Source organism: Intrasporangium sp. (assembly GCF_035280925.1).
In the GTDB taxonomy this organism is placed as follows: Bacteria; Actinomycetota; Actinomycetes; order Actinomycetales; family Dermatophilaceae; genus Intrasporangium.
In genome coordinates this window covers 1-20989 of record NZ_DATEEY010000060.1, presented here as the reverse complement: position 1 = coordinate 20989, position 20989 = coordinate 1, and the positions used below count along the sequence as shown (strand labels likewise).

General features: G+C 70.5%; 20 protein-coding genes and 2 tRNA genes. 5 read left to right on the top strand and 17 right to left on the bottom strand.

The annotated features are described in order from the left end of the window. Window positions 1-94 precede the first annotated feature (94 nt). The 9 genes from VJN29_RS06385 to VJN29_RS06345 all read right to left on the bottom strand — a co-directional run bounded on the left by VJN29_RS06385 (window position 95) and on the right by VJN29_RS06345 (window position 5908). A tRNA-Asp gene (locus VJN29_RS06385) sits at window positions 95-168 on the bottom strand. A 21-nt stretch (window positions 169-189) separates the two neighbouring features. Next, window positions 190-262: transfer RNA gene (locus tag VJN29_RS06380), tRNA-Glu, on the bottom strand. A gap of 102 nt (window positions 263-364) precedes the next feature. Then, complete coding sequence (locus tag VJN29_RS06375) at window positions 365-1411, bottom strand: PHP domain-containing protein (RefSeq protein ID WP_324142755.1); 1047 nt, start codon at window positions 1409-1411, stop codon at window positions 365-367. Between the two features lie 142 nt (window positions 1412-1553). Beyond that, complete coding sequence (locus tag VJN29_RS06370; protein ID WP_324142754.1) at window positions 1554-2393, bottom strand: hypothetical protein; 840 nt, start codon at window positions 2391-2393, stop codon at window positions 1554-1556. Further along, complete coding sequence (locus VJN29_RS06365; RefSeq protein ID WP_324142753.1) at window positions 2390-2893, bottom strand: SigE family RNA polymerase sigma factor; 504 nt, start codon at window positions 2891-2893, stop codon at window positions 2390-2392. Before VJN29_RS06365 ends, VJN29_RS06370 begins: the two co-directional genes overlap by 4 nt. Window positions 2894-3067: 174 nt before the next feature. Beyond that, window positions 3068-3688 (bottom strand): methylated-DNA--[protein]-cysteine S-methyltransferase, encoded by a 621-nt coding sequence (locus VJN29_RS06360; RefSeq protein ID WP_324142752.1) that lies wholly within the window; start codon window positions 3686-3688, stop codon window positions 3068-3070. Further along, on the bottom strand, window positions 3681-4181 hold the full coding sequence (locus tag VJN29_RS06355) for a sigma-70 family RNA polymerase sigma factor (protein ID WP_324142751.1): 501 nt from the start codon (window positions 4179-4181) through the stop codon (window positions 3681-3683). Before VJN29_RS06355 ends, VJN29_RS06360 begins: the two co-directional genes overlap by 8 nt. 233 nt (window positions 4182-4414) lie before the next feature. Next, window positions 4415-4927: a methylated-DNA--[protein]-cysteine S-methyltransferase gene (locus tag VJN29_RS06350; protein WP_324142750.1), complete on the bottom strand. Its 513-nt coding sequence runs from the start codon at window positions 4925-4927 to the stop codon at window positions 4415-4417. 18 nt (window positions 4928-4945) lie between these two features. Beyond that, entirely contained in the window at window positions 4946-5908 is a 963-nt protein-coding gene (locus VJN29_RS06345) for a cation diffusion facilitator family transporter (RefSeq protein WP_324142749.1), read from the bottom strand. 106 nt (window positions 5909-6014) lie between these two features. Here VJN29_RS06345 and VJN29_RS06340 point away from each other — a divergent pair, with 106 nt between their 5' ends. From VJN29_RS06340 to VJN29_RS06330, 3 genes are all read left to right on the top strand, one after another. Then, complete coding sequence (locus tag VJN29_RS06340) at window positions 6015-6209, top strand: CsbD family protein (RefSeq protein ID WP_324142748.1); 195 nt, start codon at window positions 6015-6017, stop codon at window positions 6207-6209. Window positions 6210-6519: 310 nt separating this feature from the next. After that, the gene (locus VJN29_RS06335; RefSeq protein ID WP_324142747.1) at window positions 6520-7104 is read left to right on the top strand and encodes a sigma-70 family RNA polymerase sigma factor; all 585 of its coding nucleotides are present in this window, start codon (window positions 6520-6522) and stop codon (window positions 7102-7104) included. After that, window positions 7101-8090 (top strand): hypothetical protein, encoded by a 990-nt coding sequence (locus tag VJN29_RS06330; protein ID WP_324142746.1) that lies wholly within the window; start codon window positions 7101-7103, stop codon window positions 8088-8090. The genes VJN29_RS06335 and VJN29_RS06330 overlap by 4 nt, the downstream gene beginning before the upstream one ends. 20 nt (window positions 8091-8110) lie before the next feature. On the opposite strand, the gene VJN29_RS06325 is transcribed toward VJN29_RS06330, so the two are convergent. The 5 genes from VJN29_RS06325 to VJN29_RS06305 all read right to left on the bottom strand — a co-directional run bounded on the left by VJN29_RS06325 (window position 8111) and on the right by VJN29_RS06305 (window position 13785). Next, window positions 8111-8773 (bottom strand): peptidase inhibitor family I36 protein, encoded by a 663-nt coding sequence (locus tag VJN29_RS06325; RefSeq protein ID WP_324142745.1) that lies wholly within the window; start codon window positions 8771-8773, stop codon window positions 8111-8113. 33 nt (window positions 8774-8806) lie between these two features. Beyond that, window positions 8807-9826 (bottom strand): hemolysin family protein, encoded by a 1020-nt coding sequence (locus VJN29_RS06320; RefSeq protein ID WP_324142744.1) that lies wholly within the window; start codon window positions 9824-9826, stop codon window positions 8807-8809. Further along, window positions 9823-11250, bottom strand: a complete 1428-nt coding sequence (locus tag VJN29_RS06315) for a hemolysin family protein (RefSeq protein WP_324142743.1) — start codon at window positions 11248-11250, stop codon at window positions 9823-9825. The genes VJN29_RS06320 and VJN29_RS06315 overlap by 4 nt, the downstream gene beginning before the upstream one ends. A gap of 386 nt (window positions 11251-11636) precedes the next feature. Further along, a complete protein-coding gene (locus VJN29_RS06310) occupies window positions 11637-12173 on the bottom strand; it encodes an SRPBCC family protein (RefSeq protein WP_324142742.1) in 537 nt (178 codons plus the stop codon). 634 nt (window positions 12174-12807) lie between these two features. Next, window positions 12808-13785, bottom strand: a complete 978-nt coding sequence (locus VJN29_RS06305; RefSeq protein WP_324142740.1) for a YhjD/YihY/BrkB family envelope integrity protein — start codon at window positions 13783-13785, stop codon at window positions 12808-12810. A gap of 781 nt (window positions 13786-14566) precedes the next feature. Between VJN29_RS06305 and VJN29_RS06300 the strand changes: the two genes are divergently transcribed. Beyond that, window positions 14567-16183, top strand: a complete 1617-nt coding sequence (locus VJN29_RS06300; protein WP_324142739.1) for an alpha/beta hydrolase — start codon at window positions 14567-14569, stop codon at window positions 16181-16183. A 122-nt stretch (window positions 16184-16305) separates the two neighbouring features. On the opposite strand, the gene VJN29_RS06295 is transcribed toward VJN29_RS06300, so the two are convergent. From VJN29_RS06295 to VJN29_RS06285, 3 genes are all read right to left on the bottom strand, one after another. Beyond that, on the bottom strand, window positions 16306-17319 hold the full coding sequence (locus VJN29_RS06295) for an alpha/beta fold hydrolase (RefSeq protein WP_324142738.1): 1014 nt from the start codon (window positions 17317-17319) through the stop codon (window positions 16306-16308). 330 nt (window positions 17320-17649) lie between these two features. Continuing rightward, a complete protein-coding gene (locus tag VJN29_RS06290; protein ID WP_324142737.1) occupies window positions 17650-18870 on the bottom strand; it encodes an MFS transporter in 1221 nt (406 codons plus the stop codon). A gap of 77 nt (window positions 18871-18947) precedes the next feature. Further along, the gene (locus VJN29_RS06285) at window positions 18948-20459 is read right to left on the bottom strand and encodes an NAD(P)-binding domain-containing protein (protein ID WP_324142736.1); all 1512 of its coding nucleotides are present in this window, start codon (window positions 20457-20459) and stop codon (window positions 18948-18950) included. A 146-nt stretch (window positions 20460-20605) separates the two neighbouring features. On the opposite strand from VJN29_RS06285, the gene VJN29_RS06280 reads away from it, so the two are divergent. Further along, complete coding sequence (locus tag VJN29_RS06280) at window positions 20606-20959, top strand: metalloregulator ArsR/SmtB family transcription factor (protein ID WP_324142735.1); 354 nt, start codon at window positions 20606-20608, stop codon at window positions 20957-20959. The last annotated feature ends 30 nt before the right edge of the window (window positions 20960-20989 follow it).

The window sequence follows — 20989 nt, the reverse complement described above, 5'->3', positions numbered from 1 at the left end:
AGGAGCGAGCTCAGCGGCATACGGCCAAAGGCGTTGCGCAACCCAGGCACAGCGAGAGGCGCCGCTCCATCTGGAACGGCGCCTCACAACAAAGCGACCCCGACCGGGCTCGAACCGGCGACCTCCGCCGTGACAGGGCGGCGCGCTAACCAACTGCGCTACGGGGCCTTGCTATTGATTTGTCGTGCGTATCCCCAACGGGATTCGAACCCGTGCTGCCGCCGTGAAAGGGCGGAGTCCTAGGCCGCTAGACGATGGGGACGCATCCCGACCTGTTCCGTTTGGGACGTCGAAACTATAGGGGAGTTTCCGCGCGCCACCAAATCGGCTCGCGCCCTCTGGCACCCCCTCGAGCCGGGCCGGTTCAGCCCTTCGCCCACGCCAGCAGGTCCTCGACCGGCCACGTCGTGACGATGCGCTCGGCCGGGATCCCGAGCCGTTCGGCACGCTCGCAGCCGAGCAGCTTCATGTCGAGCTGACCGGGCGCGTGGGCGTCTGAGTCGATCGCGAACAGGCAGCCGAGGTCCCGGGCAAGCTCGATCAGCGCGTCGGGCGGGTCCTGCCGCTCCGGGCGGGAGTTGATCTCGACGGCCACGTCGTTCTGGGCGCAGGCCCGGAAGACCTTCTCCGCGTCGAACTGCGACTCCGGACGCTTCCCGCGCCCGCCCGTGACGAGCCGCCCGGTGCAGTGGCCGAGGACGTTGGTGCGCGGATTGCGAACGGCCGCAAGCATTCGCGGGGTCATCTCAAAGGCGGGCTGGCGCAGCTTCGAGTGGACCGAGGCGGTGACGACGTCGAGCTGCTCGAGCATGTCCGGGTCCTGGTCGAGCGTCCCGTCGAGGTTGATGTCGACCTCGATCCCCTTGAGCAGGCGGAACGTGTCGCCGAGCGACGCGTTGATGGCGTCGACCCGCTGCAGCTGCAGGGCGAGGCGCTCGCGCGACAGCCCGTTGGCGATCGTGAGGCGGGGGGAGTGGTCGGTGAGGGCCATCCACTCCTGCCCGAGCTCGACCGCCGTGAGGACCATCTCCTCGATCGGGCTGCCGCCGTCGCTCCAGTCGGAGTGGACGTGGAGGTCGCCGGTCAGCGCGGTGTACAGCTCCGCCCCGTCCCAGCTGAGCGGCGCGCCGTGCTGCTCCTCCAGAGTGGCGAGGTAGGCCGGCATGACCCCCCGCACGGCCTGCACGATGATGGCCGCGGTCGAGTCCCCGATGCCCTTGATCTGCTTGAGCGTGCCCTCCCGGACGCGCTCCTCCAGCTCCTCCTCGGGGACGAGCCGGATCGCCTCGGCCGCCCGCCGGAACGCAGCCACCCGGTAGGGGCTCTCCCGCGCCCGCTCGAGCAGGAAGCCGATGCGGCGCAGGGCGTCCTGCGGGCTCATGGGCGCCTTCGGCGGGCGTGGTGCCTCCATCCGGTGATCGTAGGTGGAGATGCCGTATGCCGCTGAGCCCGGTCGCGCTCGCCTGCTCCCTCCGCCCGTGGCCGGGTCAGCGCGGGGTCAGCGCGGGGTCAGCGCGCGGTCAGCGCGGGGTCAGCGCGGGGTCAGCTCGGGGTCAGCGCGGGGGCGGCGTCGAGAACGTGTCGTTCGGACCCTTCGGCAGGAGCGTGACCGTGACCCAGTCGGCGCCGTACCGTTCCTGGAGCCGGGCTCCGACGTCGCTGCCGGAGGCGGCCACCGCGACGCGGTCCGCGCGAGGGTCCTGCGTGACGGTCGAGATGGCGATGCCCTCCCTCGCCAGCGCGGGGGAGTCCGCCCGGATCCGTTGCACCAGAGCGGCCTTGTCGGCGTAGGAGTGCTCGGACCGGGCGAACTCGACGTCCTCGGGGTCGGGCATCGCGGACCGGATGCGGTCCTCGAGGGTGTCGTCCGGACGGGTCAGGGCGACGACGATCGAGGTGTTGGTCGGGTCCGTCGCGTAGGCGCCGGAGAAGACGGCACCCCACCTCGTCGTCAGCTCGGGGGCGAGTCGTTCCACCGCGGTCCGCTGGGCCGTGAGGGGGCCGACGAACCAGTCGCTCCCAACCTGGGACGGAGGCACCGGTACGTTGTCGGGGCCGTTTGAGGGCGTCGGCTGCTCGCGGCCTGCGCTTCCTCCCGCAGCACTCCCATCGCCGCTCTGGGAGCCTTGGTCGCCCATCACCTCGGGGGCGGATGCCGGGGAGGCGGTTTGGGCGCCTGGCAGGCCACCCTGGAGCAGCCACGCACCGCCTCCACCGGCGACGACCACGAGGGCTGCGGCCACGGCGAGGAGGCCGTTGCGACGCCGGTTCGTGCGGGCCCGACCGCGGATGACGGCGCGCTGCACGAACAGCTCGTCCGTTGGTGGCTTGAGGTCGTTCATGGTGCGGAGCGCCCTTCTCAGCTGCTGCTCGCTCTGGTCCGGATGCGTCATGGCAGGGCTCCTGCTCCGGTCAGGGGTGGTTCGGCGAGCCGGTCCCGCAGCGCGGCGAGCGCCCTGGAGATCTGGCTCTTGATGGTGCCCTCGGCGACGCCCGTGCACTCGGCGATCTGCGGCACCGTGAGGTCCTCCCAGAACCGGAGCACGATGACGGCTCGCTGCTTGTCCGGCAGGTCCTTGAGCAGCTCGGTCAGCGTGAGGGCGAGCTCACGGTCGTGGTCGGTGACCGCGGGCTCGGGCGTCTGGTCGGTGAGGACCTCGCGGCGCCGTTTGCGCTGGTCGTTGAGGTAGACGTTCATCATGGTGCGTCGGGTGTAGGCCGCCTCGGCCCCAGCGGTGATCCGAGGCCAGGCGACGTACACGCGGGCGAGGGCCTCCTGGACGAGCTCGTCGCCGTCGGCCCAGTTGCCGCAGAGCAGGAACGCGCGTCGTCGCAGCACCGTCTGCCGCTCGGTGACGAACGCGCGGAACGCCTCCTCGTCCGTGCGTCGCATCAGCTCCCCGGTCCGGTCGTAGGGATGGGCCCAGTGTCGTACACGAGATGAGACACGTGGGCTCCACCAACCGTTGCATGACCGTTCGAGGTATTCCCGGTCGAGGTATCGCGTCGCTCTCGAGAGCGAGGTCCAACCTCGCACCGAAGACCTCGCACGGACTGCCTCGAACGGTCAGGCAGCCTGCTCGAGGTCGAGCAGGAACCGCTTGGCGCCGAGCCCACCGACGTAGCCGCCGAGTCCGCCGCCGGTCCGCACCACTCGGTGGCACGGGATGACGATGGGCATCGGGTTGGTCGCACAGGCCGAGCCGACCGCCCGAACGGCACGCGGGCTCCCCGACGCGGCGGCGACCTCGGCATAGCTCTCGGTCCGGCCGAACGGGATCTGCCGTAGGTGGCCGAGCACGTCGCGACGGAAGCCTCGGGTCAGGCGCAGGTCGAGCGGCACATCGATCACTGCAAGGCCGCGGGCGAAGTACGCCTCGAGCTGGCGAGCGACGTCATCCAGACCCGACGGGCTGAGCAGGACCCGGGAGCCGATGCGGTCGGACAGCTCCTGGAGGACGGCGTCGTGGTCCTGCGCGGCGTAGGCGACGCGCACGAGGCCGGCGGGGGTGGCAGCGAGGAGCAGTCGGCCGAGGGGCGAGTCGACGATGCGGTACGTGACGTCGAGCAGCTGCTCGGCCGAGGCCTGCGCCACCAGGCGGTCGCGCAGCAGGCTGGGCAGCTCGTCGGGCCGCAGCGGGTCGGTGGCCAGCGCCTGGAAGAGCTGGTCGTGCAGGGACTCAGACATGGGTGATCACGTCCTCAGTGGCGAGGTAGGTACGGCGTAGTGCGGCTATGCCATCGGCCGCGGCACGGCGGGCCGCGGCCTCCGTGCCGCCGATGATGGCGGCGACCTCCGCGTAGGGCAGGCCGGCCACGTGGTGGTAGGCGACGCACTGGCGTTGCTTCGGTGGGAGGGCGGCCAACGACTGCCAGAGCGCGTCGTCCGACAGTGACTCCTCGGGGGCGGCCGTGGAGGCGCCGCGCGGCTCGGGGAGCTCGTCGACCGGGAGGGGGCGCCGGGCGGTGGCCCGGTGCACATCGATCGCCTTGCGGTGCGCGATGGTGACGAGCCACCCCCTGACGTTGGCGTCCTCCGGGAGGTCGGGCCACGCGCGCAGGGCGGCGAGGAAGGTCTCCGACCACGCGTCGTCGGCGTCGGCCGGCCCGAGGGTCGCGCGGCACACCCGGAGCACGACTGGTCCGTGCTCGGTGACGGCCCGCTCGAACGGTGGCTTCATGTCAGGAGAACGCTCCTCGGGCCAGGTCTGTGAGATCGCACCCCACCCCACCCCACCCAACCCAATCGAGTGAACGGCTTTTGCGCCCGATTCTTGTTCACTCGATGGGGTTGGGCGGGTGCCCTGACCGAGTGAACAGCTCTTGGGCCCGATTCTTGTTCACTCGATGAGGTTGGGCGGGTGCCCCAATGGAGTGAACGGCTTTTGCGCCCGATTCTTGTTCACTCGATCGGTCAGAAGAGGCGGCCTGCGTGGTCGGCCGGGGGCTCCTCCAGCGTGAGCAGGAACCGCTTGCGGTGAAGTCCGCCCGCGTAGCCGACGAGCGAGCCGTCCCTGCCGATGACACGGTGACACGGGATGACGACGGCGATGGGGTTGCGCCCGTTGGCCGTGCCGACGGCTTGGGCGAGGTTGCGGTCCCCGAGGGCCCCGGCGAGGTCGCCGTAGCTTCGGGTCTCGCCGTAGGGGATGGCGCGCAGCAAGGTCCAGACCCGCAGCTGGAACTCGTCGCCGCGCGGGGCCAGCGGCAGGTCGAAGTCGTGCAGCTCACCGGCGAAGTAGGCGCGCAGCTGCACCGCCGCCGCGGCGAACGGCTCCTCGTCCGGGAAGGCCTCGTCGCCGAAGACGTCCGGGTCAGCGGGCCGGTACTTCGCCGCGTCCATGAGCAGGTGGGTCAGGGCGCCGTCTTCCGCAACGACCGTGAGCTCGCCAATGGGGGAGGGAAGCACGATGTGCCGCGGGCTCATCACGGGCTCATCACGGGCTCATGGTGCTGGACGCGCCGGGTGGTGGGTGCGGAGCAGGTCCTCATGCGTCGGCACCGGGAACTCGGCCGTGTAGTCGCCGTAGGCGCGCGGGTCCTCGGCGGGCTCCAGGTGACAGGTGATGGAGAGGTCGGCGAACTCCCCACGGATCGCCGCCTCGACCTCCTCGACCAGGTCATGGCCGCGCTGCACCGACCACTGGCCGGGCACGAGCACATGGACCTCCGCGAACCGGTGGTGCCCCGAGACGCGGGTCCGCAACGCGTGGAAGTGGACGTCCTTGCTGACGAACCGGGCCAGGATCTCGGCGATACCCCGGTTCTCCTCCTTGCTCAACGCGACGTCCATGAGGCCCTCGGTGGACTCGCGGATCAGCTTCCACCCGGTCCAGATGATGTTGAGGCCGACCAGGAAGGCGATGACCGGGTCGAGCCGGTCGATCCCCGTGAGGGCGACCACGATGACGCCGGTGATGACCCCGACGGAGGTCCAGACGTCCGTGTAGAGGTGCTTGCCGTCCGCGGTCAGGGTCAGCGACCGGTACCTCCGCCCGGCACGGACGAGGACGAACGCGACGACGCCGTTGACGACGGAGGCGACGACCGAGACGGCGAGGCCGATGCCGACGTTCTCGATGGGGCGCGGGTTGAGGAACCGCTCGACCGACGTGTAGAGGATGACGAGGGCCGCGACGAAGATCATCATGCCCTCGAGCGCAGCCGAGAAGTACTCGGCCTTGGCATGCCCGAAATGGTGGTTCTTGTCCGCCGGCATCGCGGCGACGCGCAGGGCGATGAGAACCGCGACGGCGGCCACGAGGTTGACGACCGACTCGGCCGCGTCGGACAGGAGGCCGACCGATCCGGTGAGCTGCCAGGCAACCGTCTTGAGCGTGATCGTCACCAGTGCGGCTGCGATGGACAGCCAGGCGAAACGGCTCAGGTTGCGAGTCTCTTGGGGCACCCATCCAGTCTGCCAAACATCGCGGACACTACCGGCACGGTGTTTCGGCTGCCGGGAGTGGGTATGGACTGGGGTGACCCCAGCTCGTGCAACGGAAGGAGCGGACGTGGGTGCGAAGGACAAGGCCAAGAACGTCACCGAGGACCTCGGTGGCAAGGCCAAGGAAGCCGCCGGCAAGGTGACGGACAACGAGCGCCTCGAGGCCGAGGGCCGGATGGACCAGACCGAGGCCGACGTCAAGCAGCGTGGCGAGCAGTTGAAGGATGCGGGCGAGGACGTCAAGGACGCGTTCCGCCGCTGAACCCAAGGACTGGTGGGTCGGGCTTCGTGGAGGGGGCCCGGCCCACCATCATGTCCGCGACCGGTCAACCACTCGTCCCGGACCGCCCATCCGCCGCCCGCCGCAACACAGCCGCTCATCGTCTGCACGCCCTGCTGCAGGTCAGGCAACCAGACGGCGAGCGGGTGTGTTGCGGATTGGGGAGGACGGAGGCGGGAGGGGAAGGGCGGGAGGGAGCTGGGCGCGGTTGACCGTGGGAGCCAGCCCAGCGGCATACGGAATGATCTGCCCCGGGGGTGTGAAGAACACGGGCGAACGGACATCAATGGGTATGGCGACGGGTGGTGACGCGTCGGACCAGCAACGGTTCGCGCAGATCTACCGGCGGCACTACGCACCGATCCACGCGTATGTGGCGCGTCGTCTACGTGATCGGGGCCTGGCAGACGACGTGACGGCGGACGTCTTCACGGTTGCCTGGCGGCGCCTCGATGACATACCGAGTCCCATCGGGGGATGGCTCTTCGGGGTGGCCCGGCACGTCGTCATGGCGACGAACCGGGCCACACTCCCGGATCCGCTCGGGCTCGTCGACGATGCAGTGGTCGCCCGGGAGGCCGATCCTTCCGCGCGTGCGGTCGACCGTGCCGAGCTGGAACGGGTGTCGGCGGCGCTGGGAACGCTCAGCGAGTCCGACCGGGAGATCCTTCTCCTCATGGCGTGGGAGGGCTTGCCCCTCGCCCAGCTCGCCGAAGCGCTCGAGTGCAGTGTGGCCGCCGCAGGGGTTCGGCTCCATCGCGCGAGGCAGCGGCTTCGGCGGGCTGTGGACCGCTCCGGTAACTCGGCACATCGGCAGTCGGCATCGGGCCTGGGCACCGCCCTCGGAGCCGATCGGGACGGGGGAGGTCGGTCATGATCGAGCAGGTGTTGCGGGATCTCAACCCCGTCCCGGACCCTCGGGCGGGCCACGATGCCAAGCGAGCTGCCGCCGACCTCGAGCAGATCCTCGGACTCCCCAGGGAAACGGCGCAGGCACGTCCGAAGCCGCATCACCCCCACGGCCGGCGCCTCGCGGTCATTGGCGTGGCGAGCTGCATCGCTCTCGCCCTCATCCTCGGCCTGCCCTTCCTGCCATGGCGCTCGGGGCCGCCCGCGGCGGCTGCCACACCACCCCTTCTGACGGGGCAGCTGGCCACCGGGACGAGCGGTCCGGCCGTCGCGGGAGAGCTCGACCAGCTGGCGTCCACCGCGGCCGGCTCCGACGCGCCGGGCCGCCCGGGCAGTCGGTATGCCACCTGGGACCTGACGACGCGGGTCCACGGTGCCGAGCCGGTGCGGTCCGCCGTCGTGCCGCTCGAGGTGACCCTGGACGTGCGGCCAGATGGGTCCTGGCACCGGCGGGCGACCTACGGAGCACCGGTGGCGGGGGACCTCGCCGCCACGGACCTGCCCGCTGTCGGCGCGGTCGAGTCGGACGACGTCTTCCCGGCGGACCGCGTGCCACGGATGTTCCCCGAGCGGCTGGCGACGGGCCCGGCCGGACTACGCGCGCAGCTCGAGGCGGCCCACCCGATCGGCACTCTCGGCACGGCGGAGCTCTTCGTCGCGTTGACCGACCTCGCCAAGGAGCAGACTCCCGCTCCAGAGACCCGAGCCGCGATGCTCGGCATGCTGGCCCAGCCGCGTGACGTGCGGGGGCTCGGTGCCATGACGGACCGCGACGGCAGGGTGGGACGGGCCTTCGCCGTCGACTCGGACATGAGCGGCCTGCCGACGCGGTACGTCCTCATCGTCGACCCGCAGAGCGGGCGGTTGCTCGCCTCCGAGCAGGTCCTCACCACGCGGGCCGGTCGTCTGGCGGTCGAGATACCGGCTGTGGTCTCCTACGTCGTCTTCCGCTGAGTGGCGGTACCAGCCCGGTCTCAGCAGTTGGTGCGCGTCCAGTAGGACATGCGGTCGTTGACCGCCGAGCCAACCCAGTTGTCGGAGGAGACCCCATAGCCCTCGACCCACAGGGCCGAACCACCCCGGTAGTCCCAGGCGACGACGCGGCTGTTGGGGTTGGTGTTGACCCATGACGAGGTCGAGTTGTTGAAGCCCCAGTCCGCCGCATTGTCCGCACACGTGTTGAGGAACTGGAGGCGCCGGCCACCGAAGTTCGAGTCGGTGTAGAAGCAGTACCAGCGGTCGAAGGTGCCAGACGGGCAACCGGCGACCGCCGCCACGGCCAGGTCCAGGTCCTCGGCGACACTCGCCGCCAAGGCGGTGCTCCTGACGTTGCGCCCGAGCCCCTCTGGCGCCCGCCGCTCGCCCGGGCTCGGGAAGACGACCACGACTTGCCCATCCCGGTAGGCGACGGCGTTGTCGCTCACCTGGGCGCCCCCGGGGTGCGTCCGCAGATAGGCATCGATCTCCGCTTGCGGACCGGCGGTGGACGCGAGCTGCGCCGTGGACGCGAGCTGTGGCGTGGACGCGAGCTGTGGCGTGGACGCGAGCTGCGGCGCGGCCGCTGTTGCGGTGCCACCCAGCAGCACGAGGGCGGCGACCATTGACGTGATGCTGCTGATGCGACTGAACGTTGACATCCGCGTCTCCCCTGTCGACGGTTGACGCCCAGACTACGCAGTGGCTACGACATTCGCCCCGGGGAAAAGGCGCCGCAGCAGGTCCGCGAGGGTCACGACGCCCGAGACGCGCTCGCCCTCGACGACGACGGCGAGATGGTTCCGGGTCTGCCGCATGTCCCTCAGCGCGGTGTACACCGGCGTGTCGCCATCGAGGTGCAGCACGGGGCGCATGAGCGACCTCGTCGGCGTCTCCGGCGCGACGGCCAGCGTGTCCCGCACGTGCACGACACCCTCGGCGATGCCGGCAGCTCCGACGAGGATCCGCCGGTGGCCCGAGTCCATCGACGCCTGTTGGACGTCGCGGGCCGTGGACGATCCCGCCACAGCGGTCGGCCGGGAGTCAGGCCCGAGCAGCTCACCCACGGTCAGGGTCTCCAGCTCGAGCGCGCTCGTCAGGTGGGTGACGTATCCGGCGTCGAGCGCGCCCACGTTGGCGGAGTGCTCCACCAGGTGCAGCAGCGCGGCGGGGCTCTGGCCGATGGCCACGTGGTCCGCGGGCTCGATGCCGAAGCGGCGCAGCACCGCGTTCGCCATCGAGTTGAGGGACCGGAGCACCGGACGGGTCAGCCACATGAACCCCCGCATCGGAAGGGCGAGCAGGGTCGCAGAACGCTCCGGGTGGGCGATCGCCCAGGACTTCGGCGCCATCTCTCCGATGACGAGGTGCAGGAAGGTGACGATCACCAGGGCGAGGACGAATCCGACGACCTCAGCGGACCACTGCGGCAGGCCCCAGGACGCGAGCATCGGGGTGAGCCAATGATGCACGGCCGGCTTGGTGATCGCCCCGAGCGCGAGGGTGCAGATCGTGATGCCGAGCTGGGACCCGGCGAGCAGGAGGGTCAGCTCGTTGGCGCTGCGGAGGGCGGCCCGGGCTGCACGGCTGGACCCGGCTGCGTCCTCGAGCCGGTGCCGCTTCGCCGCGATGAGGGCGAACTCGACCGCGACGAAGAATGCGCTGAGCGCGATGATGGCCAAGGTCGCGACGATCACGACCCAGGTCTGGCTCATCGCCCCGCCCCATCCGGCGCGTCCGGCGCGTCGGGCGCCTCCGCGCGGTCCGCCCCGTCCGCCCCGTCCGGCGGGTCCCGCCCCTCTGCCAGACGGACCCGCACGAGCGACGGCACCCGGCGACGGACCTCGACGACCTCGACGCGGAGCCGCCCACCCGCCGCCTCATCCGTCAGCAGGTCGGCTGGGTCCGGCCCGAGGTCGACGTCGACGACGGCGCCGACGTCCGGCAGCGTGCCCAGCCGACTGAGGACCAACCCTGCGATGGTCTCGTAGTCGCCCTGCGGCAGGTCGCGACCGACGGCGCGCTCGACCTCGTCGATGTGGGTGTCGCCGGACATGACCCACTTGCCGTCGTCGTCGAGCACTGGTGCGTCCGGCTCGAGCGGATCGTGCTCGTCGGTGATCTCGCCGACGAGCTCCTCGGCGAGGTCCTCGACCGTGACGATGCCGGCCAGGCCGCCGTACTCGTCGACGACGCAGGCGAGCTTGTCACCGGCCGCCGACAGCTCGCGCAGCACGTCTGGCAGCGGCATCACCGTCGGGACGACCAGGACATCGCGCGCAATGGTCCCCGCGGTCACCTGGTCGGGGTCCCTGGTGGCCAGCACGTCCTCCAGGTGCACGACGCCGACGACGTCCCCCTCGGTGTCGAGCACGGGGTACCGGCTGTGCCCCGAGGCCATCCGCTCTCGCACCCGGTCGATCAGGTCGGTCTCACGGACCACGTCGACGCGCGGCCGCGGGATCATCGCGTGCTCGGCATCCTGGGCAGGGAAGTCGAGGATCCGGTCGAGCAGGACCGACAGGTCGTCGGGCAGCTCGCCGCTCTCGCGTGACTCGGCGACGATGTGCTCGAGGTCGCGCGGCGTGGCGGAGTGCTCGACGTCGTGCACCGGCTCGATGCCCAGCGCCCGCAGCAGCAGGTTGGACGCCTGGTCGAAGACCCACACGAGCCACCCGAAAGCCGTGAGGTAGATGAGGGTGGACATCGACAGCGCCTTGGCGACAGGTTCGGCCCGGGCGATGGCGAGGTTCTTGGGGACGAGCTCACCGAAGAGCATCTGGACGATGGTGGAGACGAGGAGCGCGAGGACGGTCCCGACCGCGATGCCGACGCCGCTCGGGACGCTGGCCCACCCGAGCATCTCCGCGAGCGCCGTGCCGATGAGCGGCTCGGCCACGTAGCCGACGAGCAGCCCCGTGACCGTGATGCCCAGCTGCGCGCCGGACAGCATGAACGACGTGCGCTTCGTGACCTTCAGGGCCCGCGCGGCCGCGGCGTCACCCGAGGCGGACAGGGCCCCGAGCCGGGAGCGGTCCACGGCCATGTAGGCGAACTCCTGGGCGACGAAGTACCCCGTCACCGCCGTGATCGCAACGACCACCACGAGGCCCACCAGGACCGAGAGCACGGCGGCCACGGCAGTACTCCCCTCGCACGTTCCCCCGGGATGTCCGGCGCCCCGATCTTCTCATTGACGGCCCGCCACGCAGGGAGGGAGCCAGTCTGCGGGCGCGCGCCCAGCGGCATACGCATCATGCCGTATGCCGCTGAGCCGGCTTCCGGGGGAACGTTCCGTCCCGCACGTGGTGGGGCCTCTGGCAGCAGTATTCGTTCCGACAGAAGACGCGGCCGTCTCCCTTTGCGAAGGCACGCACCTCTGCCTGCGTCGAGGTATCCCGTCTCCCCATCCCAGTCCGGCGCCGCGCTCGAGCACGTGCACCACGGTCACGTCTGGTGTGCCGGAGAGCTCCTCGATGCGGCCGTCATGGCGCCCTCACTCCACGACCAACGCCATGAGCATGATCACTCCCGGTTGCCGTGCGACTCGAAGGACAGCTTGAGTGCGTCCATGGTCGCCGTGCGCTCCTTGGCGGCGATTCGGCGCAGGAGCGGGCTCGCGAACCGGTAGAGGCCGTGGGTGTGGATGATCGCGTGGTGGCGCACGACCGTGGTGCTGGGATCGGTGGCCTCCAGCGTGTAGCCGGGCCAACCCTCGAGCCTCACCTTGCCCGCCTTGGAGTGGTCCCACCAGTGGTACACCAGCCGGTGCGGCGGATTGAACTCGACGACCTCGCCGGGTGTCGGCCCGAGGGACGTCTCGTCGAGGTAGGTCGTTCCGAGGGCGGGCTCTCCGGGCGACGTCTGTTGCGTCCGCCGCAGGATGCTGCCCTTCTGGGGCATCCAGTCGTTGTGTCCCTCGATGTCGGCCAGTCGAGCGAAGACCTGCTCCATGGGTGCGCCGATCGTGCGTACCACCTCGAACTCGACGATGCCCACGAGCGTCACGATGGCCGGGAACCGCGCGGCCGTCAATGCTGCTCCGCGTGCGGAGCTGACCATTGCAGCGAGCCGCGGTCGTCCGTGCGGGAATCACTCCCCGGGGACGAGGCGGTCACGGTGACCAGCGACCACGATGACTGGAGCAGACGACCGGAGGTAGCGATGGTGACGAGAGCCCTTTCCAGACTTCTGGTGGCTGCGCTGACGGCACTGCTCCTGGTGGCCTGCTCGGCCAACGACGGCACGAACGCCGGTGACGGCTCGCAAGCGACCGGCACGACTCCCGCCAGCGCTCCCGCCAGCACCGCACGACCCACCGATGGCACCGTCTGCACGGCGCTGTCCAACGTCAGGACCTCAGCCTCGACTTTGGCGTCGGACCTGCAGTCCAGGAATCTCGCAGCTGTGAGAGGTCACGTCAGCGAGCTCGACGCGGCGGTCAAAGACCTTGTCGATGGGATGTCATCGGGCGCTCAGGAAGGCGCCGACGAGCTCCGGTCGGCATGGGGCAACGTCAAGAGCACCTTCGAAGGTTTGGACAAGTCGGACATCGGCCAGGTGCGGACCAAGATGCAGGCCCCGGTGGACCAGCTGAGGACCACTCTCGACAGCCTGAGTTCTGGGCAGAGCTGCCCGTAGCCTCTCCGCGTTCCGAGCATGAGGGAAGGACTTCGGCTCGTGCGTCAGCCCCTGCTCATCGTTCCGACGTCGCTTCGGCCGCCGCCGCACCTCCGCGCGAGCCCGTCACAGCACCTCTGCCGGTCATCTCGCCACTGTCGCGGGTGGCCCGGAAGTCAAACCAGACGGCGTTGACGACCGCGCTCCACACGACGAGCTGTCCGAACAGCAACAGCCAGACGAGCATGACCGCGGCGATGCCGAGTGAGCCGTACAGCGCGGACGAGTGCTCGAACCGTGCAGGCAGGTAGACCCTGCTGACCAGATGCATGAGCGCGAGGCCGGCCCCGAAGAGCAGCGCGCCGGGAACGAGGTCGGTCCAGTGGGACCGTCGGTCGGGCAGCTGCCACATGACTGCCAGCCAGCAGGCGGCGGCAAGAGCGGCCTGCCCGAGCACTGTCAGCAGCAGGCCTCCCGGGAAGAGGCCGTCGAGGCGGGCGACCACTCGCGAGCTGAACCCGAGGAGCGCAACGAGCGCGATGAAGAAGAGGACAGAGAGGATGAGCTGCCGCGTGTGGGGCTTCACGAACGTCGTCGCCCACAGGTGGGCATTGACGAGGGCGAGGGCGCGCCGCAGCAGCATCGTGGTCCACAGCACGCCGAACAGGCTGACGACGGCCAGGATCCACCACGACTGACGGCCCTGCGACAGCGCCTGCAGCACCTCGGCCCGGGCCGCGCCTGAGATGCCGGTGGCGTCGGTGGCCGCTGCATCCATGCCGGCTCGGCCGAGGCCCGAGAGCAGCGAGACGCCGAGCAGGGCCACGGGCAGCACCCAGAAGAACAGGCGAAACGCGATGGCACTCGCGAGCAGCATTCCCTGCCGGGCCGCGTACGTGGCCAGGCAGGTCAGGGGAAGGCCGTAGAGAGGCTGGCGCTGGGCCTGCTCCTCATAGCGCCGTCGGGCCGCCTCGGCGCGCGCGCGGAAGTGGTCGATGCGTCCTCCGGACGTCCCGGCCGGCATGCCGCTCGGGGGCTCGACGGCTGTGCCCATGACTGAGGATCGCACGGATGCGTCGCACAGGTCGCCGGAGAGGCGAAGTTCCCCGTCCGGGCCGCGACCTTCGCCTCCGTCCGGGGCGAGCTCGGCTCGGGGCCTTCGTCCGCACGCACATGCTGGGAGAGACGCCCGCAGGCGCGGGAGGCCACCGTCACTGGGAAGTGAGCTCAGCGGCATACGCCATTGGTCGTGTGTCGCGAAGCTCCACCCGCGTCGGTCGAGCGCTCCCGAGGCGATGACGATGGCGTGATCGGCCTCGGAAGGGCACGATGGGTGCCATCTGCCCGTGACGATGAGGCCCCCACTGCCTCGCCTGAGGACCCAGAGCGCTGATGATGCGGATTCCCCGCTTGGCCAAGGTGATTGGTGTCGTCTTCGCGGTGGTCCTCGCGGCCTGTCTCGTGGTCGCGGCAAGCCGCTCGCTTCCCGATGACCAGTGCAGCCGTCCCGTTTCCGAGCGGGTCGGGGGGTGGGTCTGTCCCGGTGGCGATCCGTCTGCACCGGCGAGCACCCGGTAGGTATTGGGCGCGCGGGTCTGGGGGCCGACCCAGAATGACTCGACTCGCCGCTCCAGGAGGTCGGCCGAAGAGTCATTCGGTGCTTCTCGGTCTCGGGGCGGCACCGTGGCCCTAGTGTGGCTTCGTTCAACCAAGTTGTCCGGGAGGTCAAAGTGGTACGTGAGGCCGCTGCCTCCACATCGGAGAGCACCTCGGGGTCGGGCCCCGACTCGCGCTTGAGCGCGGAACCGGCTGGGGTCGGGCGACGGGCGCGCGGCTTGACCCGCGCCAACCTGACCCTGCCGGGGTGCTGGGGTGCCGTCATCTTCGCGGCGGTGTCGTTCACGCCGTCGTTGCTCCCTCGCGGCGGGCTCCTCCAGGGGATCGTGTGCGGCATCACCGCGGCGATCGGCTACGGCCTCGGCGTCCTGGCGGCGTGGATCTGGCGGGCCTTCGCCGACCGCGGCGTTCGCGCCACGCGCCCTCGCTCGTGGCAGGTCTTCGCGATCTCGGCGGCTGTGCTGCTCGCGGTCTCGTTCGGGCTGGGCCAGTACTGGCAGTACGAGATCCGCCGGCTCATGGGGATCGACGAGTACAACATCGCCCTCGTCGTCGCGTCGCCCTTCATCGCTGTGCTGCTGTTCGGCCTGCTCCTCATGGCCGGACGCGGTGTCCGCCGGCTCTACCGCTGGCTCGCTCGTACCCTGCGCCGGTGGATTGGGCCGAGGGCGGCGGCAGTGGTCGGCTGGGCAGTGGCCGCCGCGACGGTCTACCTGCTGCTGACCGGCGTGCTGCTCCAAGGCCTGTCGAACGCCGCCGACGCGGCGTTCTCGGTGCGCGACACGATCACCGAGGAAGGCGTCACGCAGCCGACCACCGGGCTGCGGTCCGGTGGCCCGGGCTCCGTCGTGCCGTGGGACACGTTGGGTCGCGAGGGGCGCACCTTCGCCGCCTCGGGCCCTTCGGCCGACGACATCGAGCGCGTCGTGAACCATGCGGCGCAGGAGCCGATCCGCGCCTACGCCGGGCTCGAATCGGCTGAGGACGCCGAGACGCAGGCCCGGCTGGCCGTCGACGACCTCGCCCGGGCCGGCGGTTTCGACCGGGCCGACCTGCTCGTCATCACGACGACCGGCAGCGGCTGGGTCGACCCCGCACTGATCGACAGCTTCGAGTACCTCAGCGGCGACTCGGCCGCAGTGGCCATGCAGTACTCCTATCTGCCCTCGTGGATCTCGTATCTCGTCGACCAGTCCAAGGCGCGCGAGGCGGGTCGGGCGCTGTTCGACGCCGTGTACGAGCACTGGATCGGGCTGCCTGCCGACGCCCGGCCCAGGCTGTTCGTCGCGGGCGAGAGCCTGGGCTCCTTCGGCGGGGAGACGGCGTTCAGCGGCGAGTTCGACCTGCGCAACCGGACCGCGGGCACCCTGTTCGTCGGGCCGCCGAACTTCAACACCCTCTTCCGTGAGTTCAGCGACCACCGCGACAGCGGCAGCCCCGAGATCCAGCCGGTCTACAAGCAGGGCCGGACGGTCCGCTTCGCGAGCGACGCCATTGCGGAGATCCCGCCCGGCGGCCAGCCATGGGAGGGCAACCGGGTGCTCTACCTCATGCACGGGTCGGACCCGATCGTCTGGTGGAGCCCGAACCTCATCTTCAGCGAGCCCGACTGGATCAGCGAGCCGCCCGGCGAGGACGTGCTCGACATGGTGTGGATCCCGTTCGTGACCTTCTGGCAGATCACCGCCGACCTCCCGTTCTCCACGGGCGTCCCGGGCGGTTTCGGCCACAAGTACACGGAGGAGCAGGTCGACGCGTGGCATGCAGTCATGCGTCCCGAGGGCGTCACCCCCGACGTCCTGGCCACGCTCCGCGACACGATCGGCAAGGACTGATCGCTCCAGCGAGCGCCGGATCCCAGCAACGGGCCACCAGAGGGTCGTATGCCGCTGAGCTGGCCCCGCGGCATACGACCTGTTTGGCGTGGGCTGGGTCTGAGAAGCCGACGGCAAGGTCCTCAGCGCGTGACGACGTCGGGCCGGCCGTCCGACGAGGCGGAGTCGTAGACCGCGACGAGCTCCGCGACCTGCTGCGCCAGCGGGCCGGCGAGCAGGGGTTTGTCGGCCACGTGCGCCTCGACCAGCTCGGCGATCAACTCGGGGGAGCTGAAGTTGAGCGCGTGTGCCCCCGGGACCTTGACCGCGGTCACATGCGGCATCGCAGCCAGCACGAAGGCCCGCGACAGCTTCACCAGGGGATCACGCGCACCGGCGATGACCAGGGTCGGGGCATCCAGCAGGTGCAGGTTGTCAAGCGTGGGGTAGCGCGTCATCGCCTTGAACAGCGACAGACTCTGCAAGGCGCCGAAGCGCAGATAGTCGCGCACGGCGATCGGCAGCATCGACGGCGGCTCGCGGAGCCCGTCCTGGGCCATCTGCCGCAGGGCGTGTGCCATCGGCTGGTTGTTGGGACCGCCGGCGGGCGAGACCAGCACGGCGCTGGCGATCCGTCCGGGGAAGCTCGCTGCCACCTCGACGATGATCGGACAGCCCAGCGAGTTGCCCACCAGCACAGGCTTTTCCAAACCCATGGCGTCGCAGTATGTGACGAGCGCGCGCGCCAGTCCGGCCAGGTCGAGCCCGTGCTTCGGGCGCAGGCTGCGACCCATCCCCGGAAGGTCGGGCACGTAGGTCGGGTGCTCTGCCGCGAGCACCGCTGCAGTCGGCTCCAGATAGGTCCCCGAGATCCCGAAGCCGTGCACGTGCACGATCGGAACGCCGCGGTGATCGTCTCGGACGTGGACCCGGTGGAACAGCGGCAGGTGATCGACGATCAGCCACTCGGGCTCGAGCGGCGGCAGCGGGACGCGGCCCGGGATCCGCACTCTTGAGCGAGACACGTCCTCATCCTCGCCGAAGTCGTGGCGTGGCAGCGTCACCCGCGCCGGGTGACGCGATGATGGGGCCTTTGCCGGACGCCGTTTGAACCACGCCAGCGCATGAGGAACGGCGAGCCCGAAGATGGGGGCCATGGCGACACCGAGGTTCGTCTGGCCCACGCGTTCGTTGAGCCGCTGTTGCTGCTGTGCGGTCGTGGCGTCCGGGTAGAGCAGGAGCGTCGGGGCGAGGCGAGGCAGGTCGCTGCGCCCGGCGAGCTGAGGAGGGGTCGTCTCACAGGACACTGACCCGAGCATGAACTGAGAGGGCCGCCGCAGGATCGACGTCGTCGGGATCATGCGCAACCGCGAGGCCGTCACCGCCTGGTTGGTGCCCTCCTGGCCGAGCAGCACGGCGAATGGGCCGAGCACGCCGCTACCTCGAACTCGAGGTCCTGGCTCCCGCTCCAGGCGGCTGGCCATCGTTCAGCTGGGCACTTCATGGGCGCGGGCGGCGCGCAGCAGGCCAAGGGCCGCCACGCCGCACAGGACGCCGACGAAGATGAGGACGGGACCGTAGGTCCCGGTCGTGGTGCGGGCAGCTCCGACAGTGACGGGGCCGAGCGTCGTGACAAGGGTGATGACCAGGGCCAGGAGGCCGCTGAGCGTCGCGTATCTGGCGACGCCGAAGGCGTGGGCCAGCAGGGCGGGTCGCGCGACGGTGCCGACGCCGAAGCCGATGCCGAAGAGCAGCACGAAGGCGATTGCGCCGACTCGTGAGGAGCCGGCGACGGCAAGGACGATGACGGCGTTGCCCTGAACGGCGAACATCACGGAGGTCACGGCAGCAACCGGGACCCTGCGCGCCGCGCCGGTCAGCACGAGCCGCCCGGTGACCGAGAGCGCCCCCAGCGCTCCGGCCGCCGCGGCCGCGAAGGCTGGGTCGTGCCCGTACTCGAGCAGGAGGGGCACGAGGTGGACCGCCATGATGATCACCGCGGTGGACTGGCACGCGAAGGCGACGGCATACCAGCGGAATGACTTCTGCTTCGCCGCCCACGAGGCGGTGGCCCGGAGACGAGGACGCGCGTCCTGCTCGAAGCCGGCGTCGCCGTGCTCAGGCGGAGGCGGGCCCGCGGCGCCGTCGGGGTGCAGGCCCAGGTCAGCCGGGTCCCGGCGCAGGACCAGCCAGTGGGGCAGGACCGTCAGGACGGCCAGTGCGGCGGCGAGCACCAGCAGCGCGTCCCGCCACCCGAGCGACTCGGTGAGCGCGTTCGCGGTGGGTAGCGCCACCGTGGAGGCGAACCCGGCGACGAGGGTCACGGCGAGGAGCGCGTTGGAGCGCTGGTGGTGAAACCAGCGGACGATCACGGCGAAGGCTGGTTCGTAGAGGACGGTCGCCCGGACCAGGCCGATGGCGGCAAAGACGACGTAAAGCTGCCAGACCGTCTGCACCTGCGACCACGCGGCCACCAGCCCGGCTGACATGAGCGCTCCGGCCGTCATGAGGCCCCGCGGGCCACGCGCGTCGAGGCAGCGGCCCACCCAGACGCCGGCCACGCCGGTCATGAGCACCGCGAGGGAGAACGCCCCTGTCAGCTGGGCCGAGGTCAGGCCGAGCTCCATTCCCATCGGGACCTGGAAGACCGCGAAGGCGTAGTAGAGCACCCCCCAGCTGACCGTCTCGGTGATGGCGAGGACCCCCACGATCCGCCATCCATGGAACCGCCGCTGCGCGGATCTGGTGGATCCGGGTAGCGCGCGAACAGACTGCCGGAGCTCGTTCACCCGCAGCAGGCTGGGGACTTGTCGCTGCTCACCTCCGCCAGCGGCAGGATCTCGCGAGGCTCGGCAGCCTCGCCGGCCCGGCCGTTCGGGACGCCGGTGGCGAAGCCCAGCCGGAGGGTCGTCAGCTGGAGCGGCGCCACCTCGGGGGCGCCGCAGCACGCACCGTCCGGGGAGTCACCGTTGGCGAGCTGCTCGTCGGTCAGGGCGTTGCTCGAGGAGCAGACGCCGGTCTCGGGCAGGACGAGCTGGACCTCGTTGGCCGCCGCGTCGTCGCCGGCCAGGTGGGCGACGATGGAACGCACCTGCTCGTTGCCGGTCGTGATGAGGAAGGTCGGCGCGCGGCCGTAGGACTTCATCCCGACAACGAAGAAGCCGGGCTCGGCCCCGTGGGCGAGTTCACGCCAGCCGTGCGGACGGACCGTGCCGCACGAGTGGGACTCCGGGTCGATGAGCGGGCCGAGCTCCCGCGGGCTCTGCAGGCCGAGGTCGAGGTCGAGGCGCAGCTCGGACAGCATGGCGACATCTGGCCGGAAGCCGGTTGCGGCGGCGACGTTGTGCACGCCGGGGATCTCGCGGATGCCGTCGGGGGTGTCGCCGATGACGGTGACGGCCTGGCCGTCCGGCGCGATCCGCAGCCCACGGGTCGAGAACCCGGTGACGTGCTCAAGGGCACCGGTCGTGACGAGGTCCGCGAGGTCGGACCCGAGCCGACCGCGATCGGGCAGCTGGTCGGCGGTCCCGCCACCGAAGACACGGCGGGCGCTCTGCCCGCGGATGGCCCAGACGATGCGGGTGCCGGGCACCTCGCGGGCGAGCTGGGCCAGGGCGACGAGGGTGTTGGCAGCGGAGTGGCCCATGCCGACGACGAGGGTGACACGTCCGGCGAAGCGCTCGCGGTGGGCGCCGAGGACGTCCGGCAGGGGGCCGACCAGGAAGCCGTGCTCTGCAGCCTCACGCTCGCCGAGGGCGGGCAAGCCCGAGGCCCCCAGCGGGTTCGAGTGCCCCCAGGTGCCAGACGCGTCGATGACGGCTCGCGCGCGCAGGTCCTCGACCGTCCCGTCGGCGCGCTGGACGCGAACGATGAAAACGCGCTCGGCCCGACCCCGCGTCCGGGAGCGGTCGAGGCCCTCTCTGGAGACGGCGAGCACCCGTGACCGGGTCTGGACTTCGTCAGCCAGGACCGCGGCGAGCGGCTGGAGGTAGTGCTGGACGATCTCGCCGCCGGTGGGGGACTGGCGTTGTGCCGGCCGGGTCCAGCCCGTCGGCGCGAGGAGTCGCTCCGCTGCGGCGTCCACGATGTACTGCCACGGGGTGAAGGTACGGATGTGGGACCAGTCCGCCATCGCGGAACCGGCGTGGTCCCCGGCCTCGAGGACGATGAAGGGCATGCTCCGCTCTGTGAGGTGAGCGGCGGCGGCGAGGCCGACGGGGCCGGCGCCGATGACAACGACCGGCAGCAGGGATGGGTCGAGGTGGGGAGAGGTCGTGGCAGGCGTGGTCTGGCTCATGGGTTCTCCTTTGAATGCCGGCCATTTGGCGTGGGCGGGAAGCCGTCTGGATGATTCGACGTTTATCAAATCAGAATTTCGATGCCTGTGGAAGTAGTTCTTCGAACTTCTTCGAAATTGCTGCGACCGGAAGGTAGGCTGCCCTCATGGCGACGAGCACCGCACCCAGCACAGTCAAGCCGTTGACCGTGCTCTCGGCCTGCTGCGCGCCCGCTGCTGCCGTCCCGGACGAGTCCGCGCGAGAGCTGGCCGCGATGTTCAAGGCCCTGGCGGACCCCGCACGGATCAAGATCATGTCGATGCTGCTCAACGCCGACGAGGTCTGCGCCTGCGACTTCTCCAGTGGGATCGGCAAGAGCGCCGCGACCACCAGCCACCACCTCAAGCTCCTGCGGGAGGCCGGGCTCGTCACGAGCGACAGGCGTGGCACGTGGGTCTACTACCGCGCCGTACCTGAACGCCTGAGCTCCGTCCGGGACGCTCTCGTCCTGGGCCACTGAGCGCACCGGGAGACCTCAACCCGCCACGTC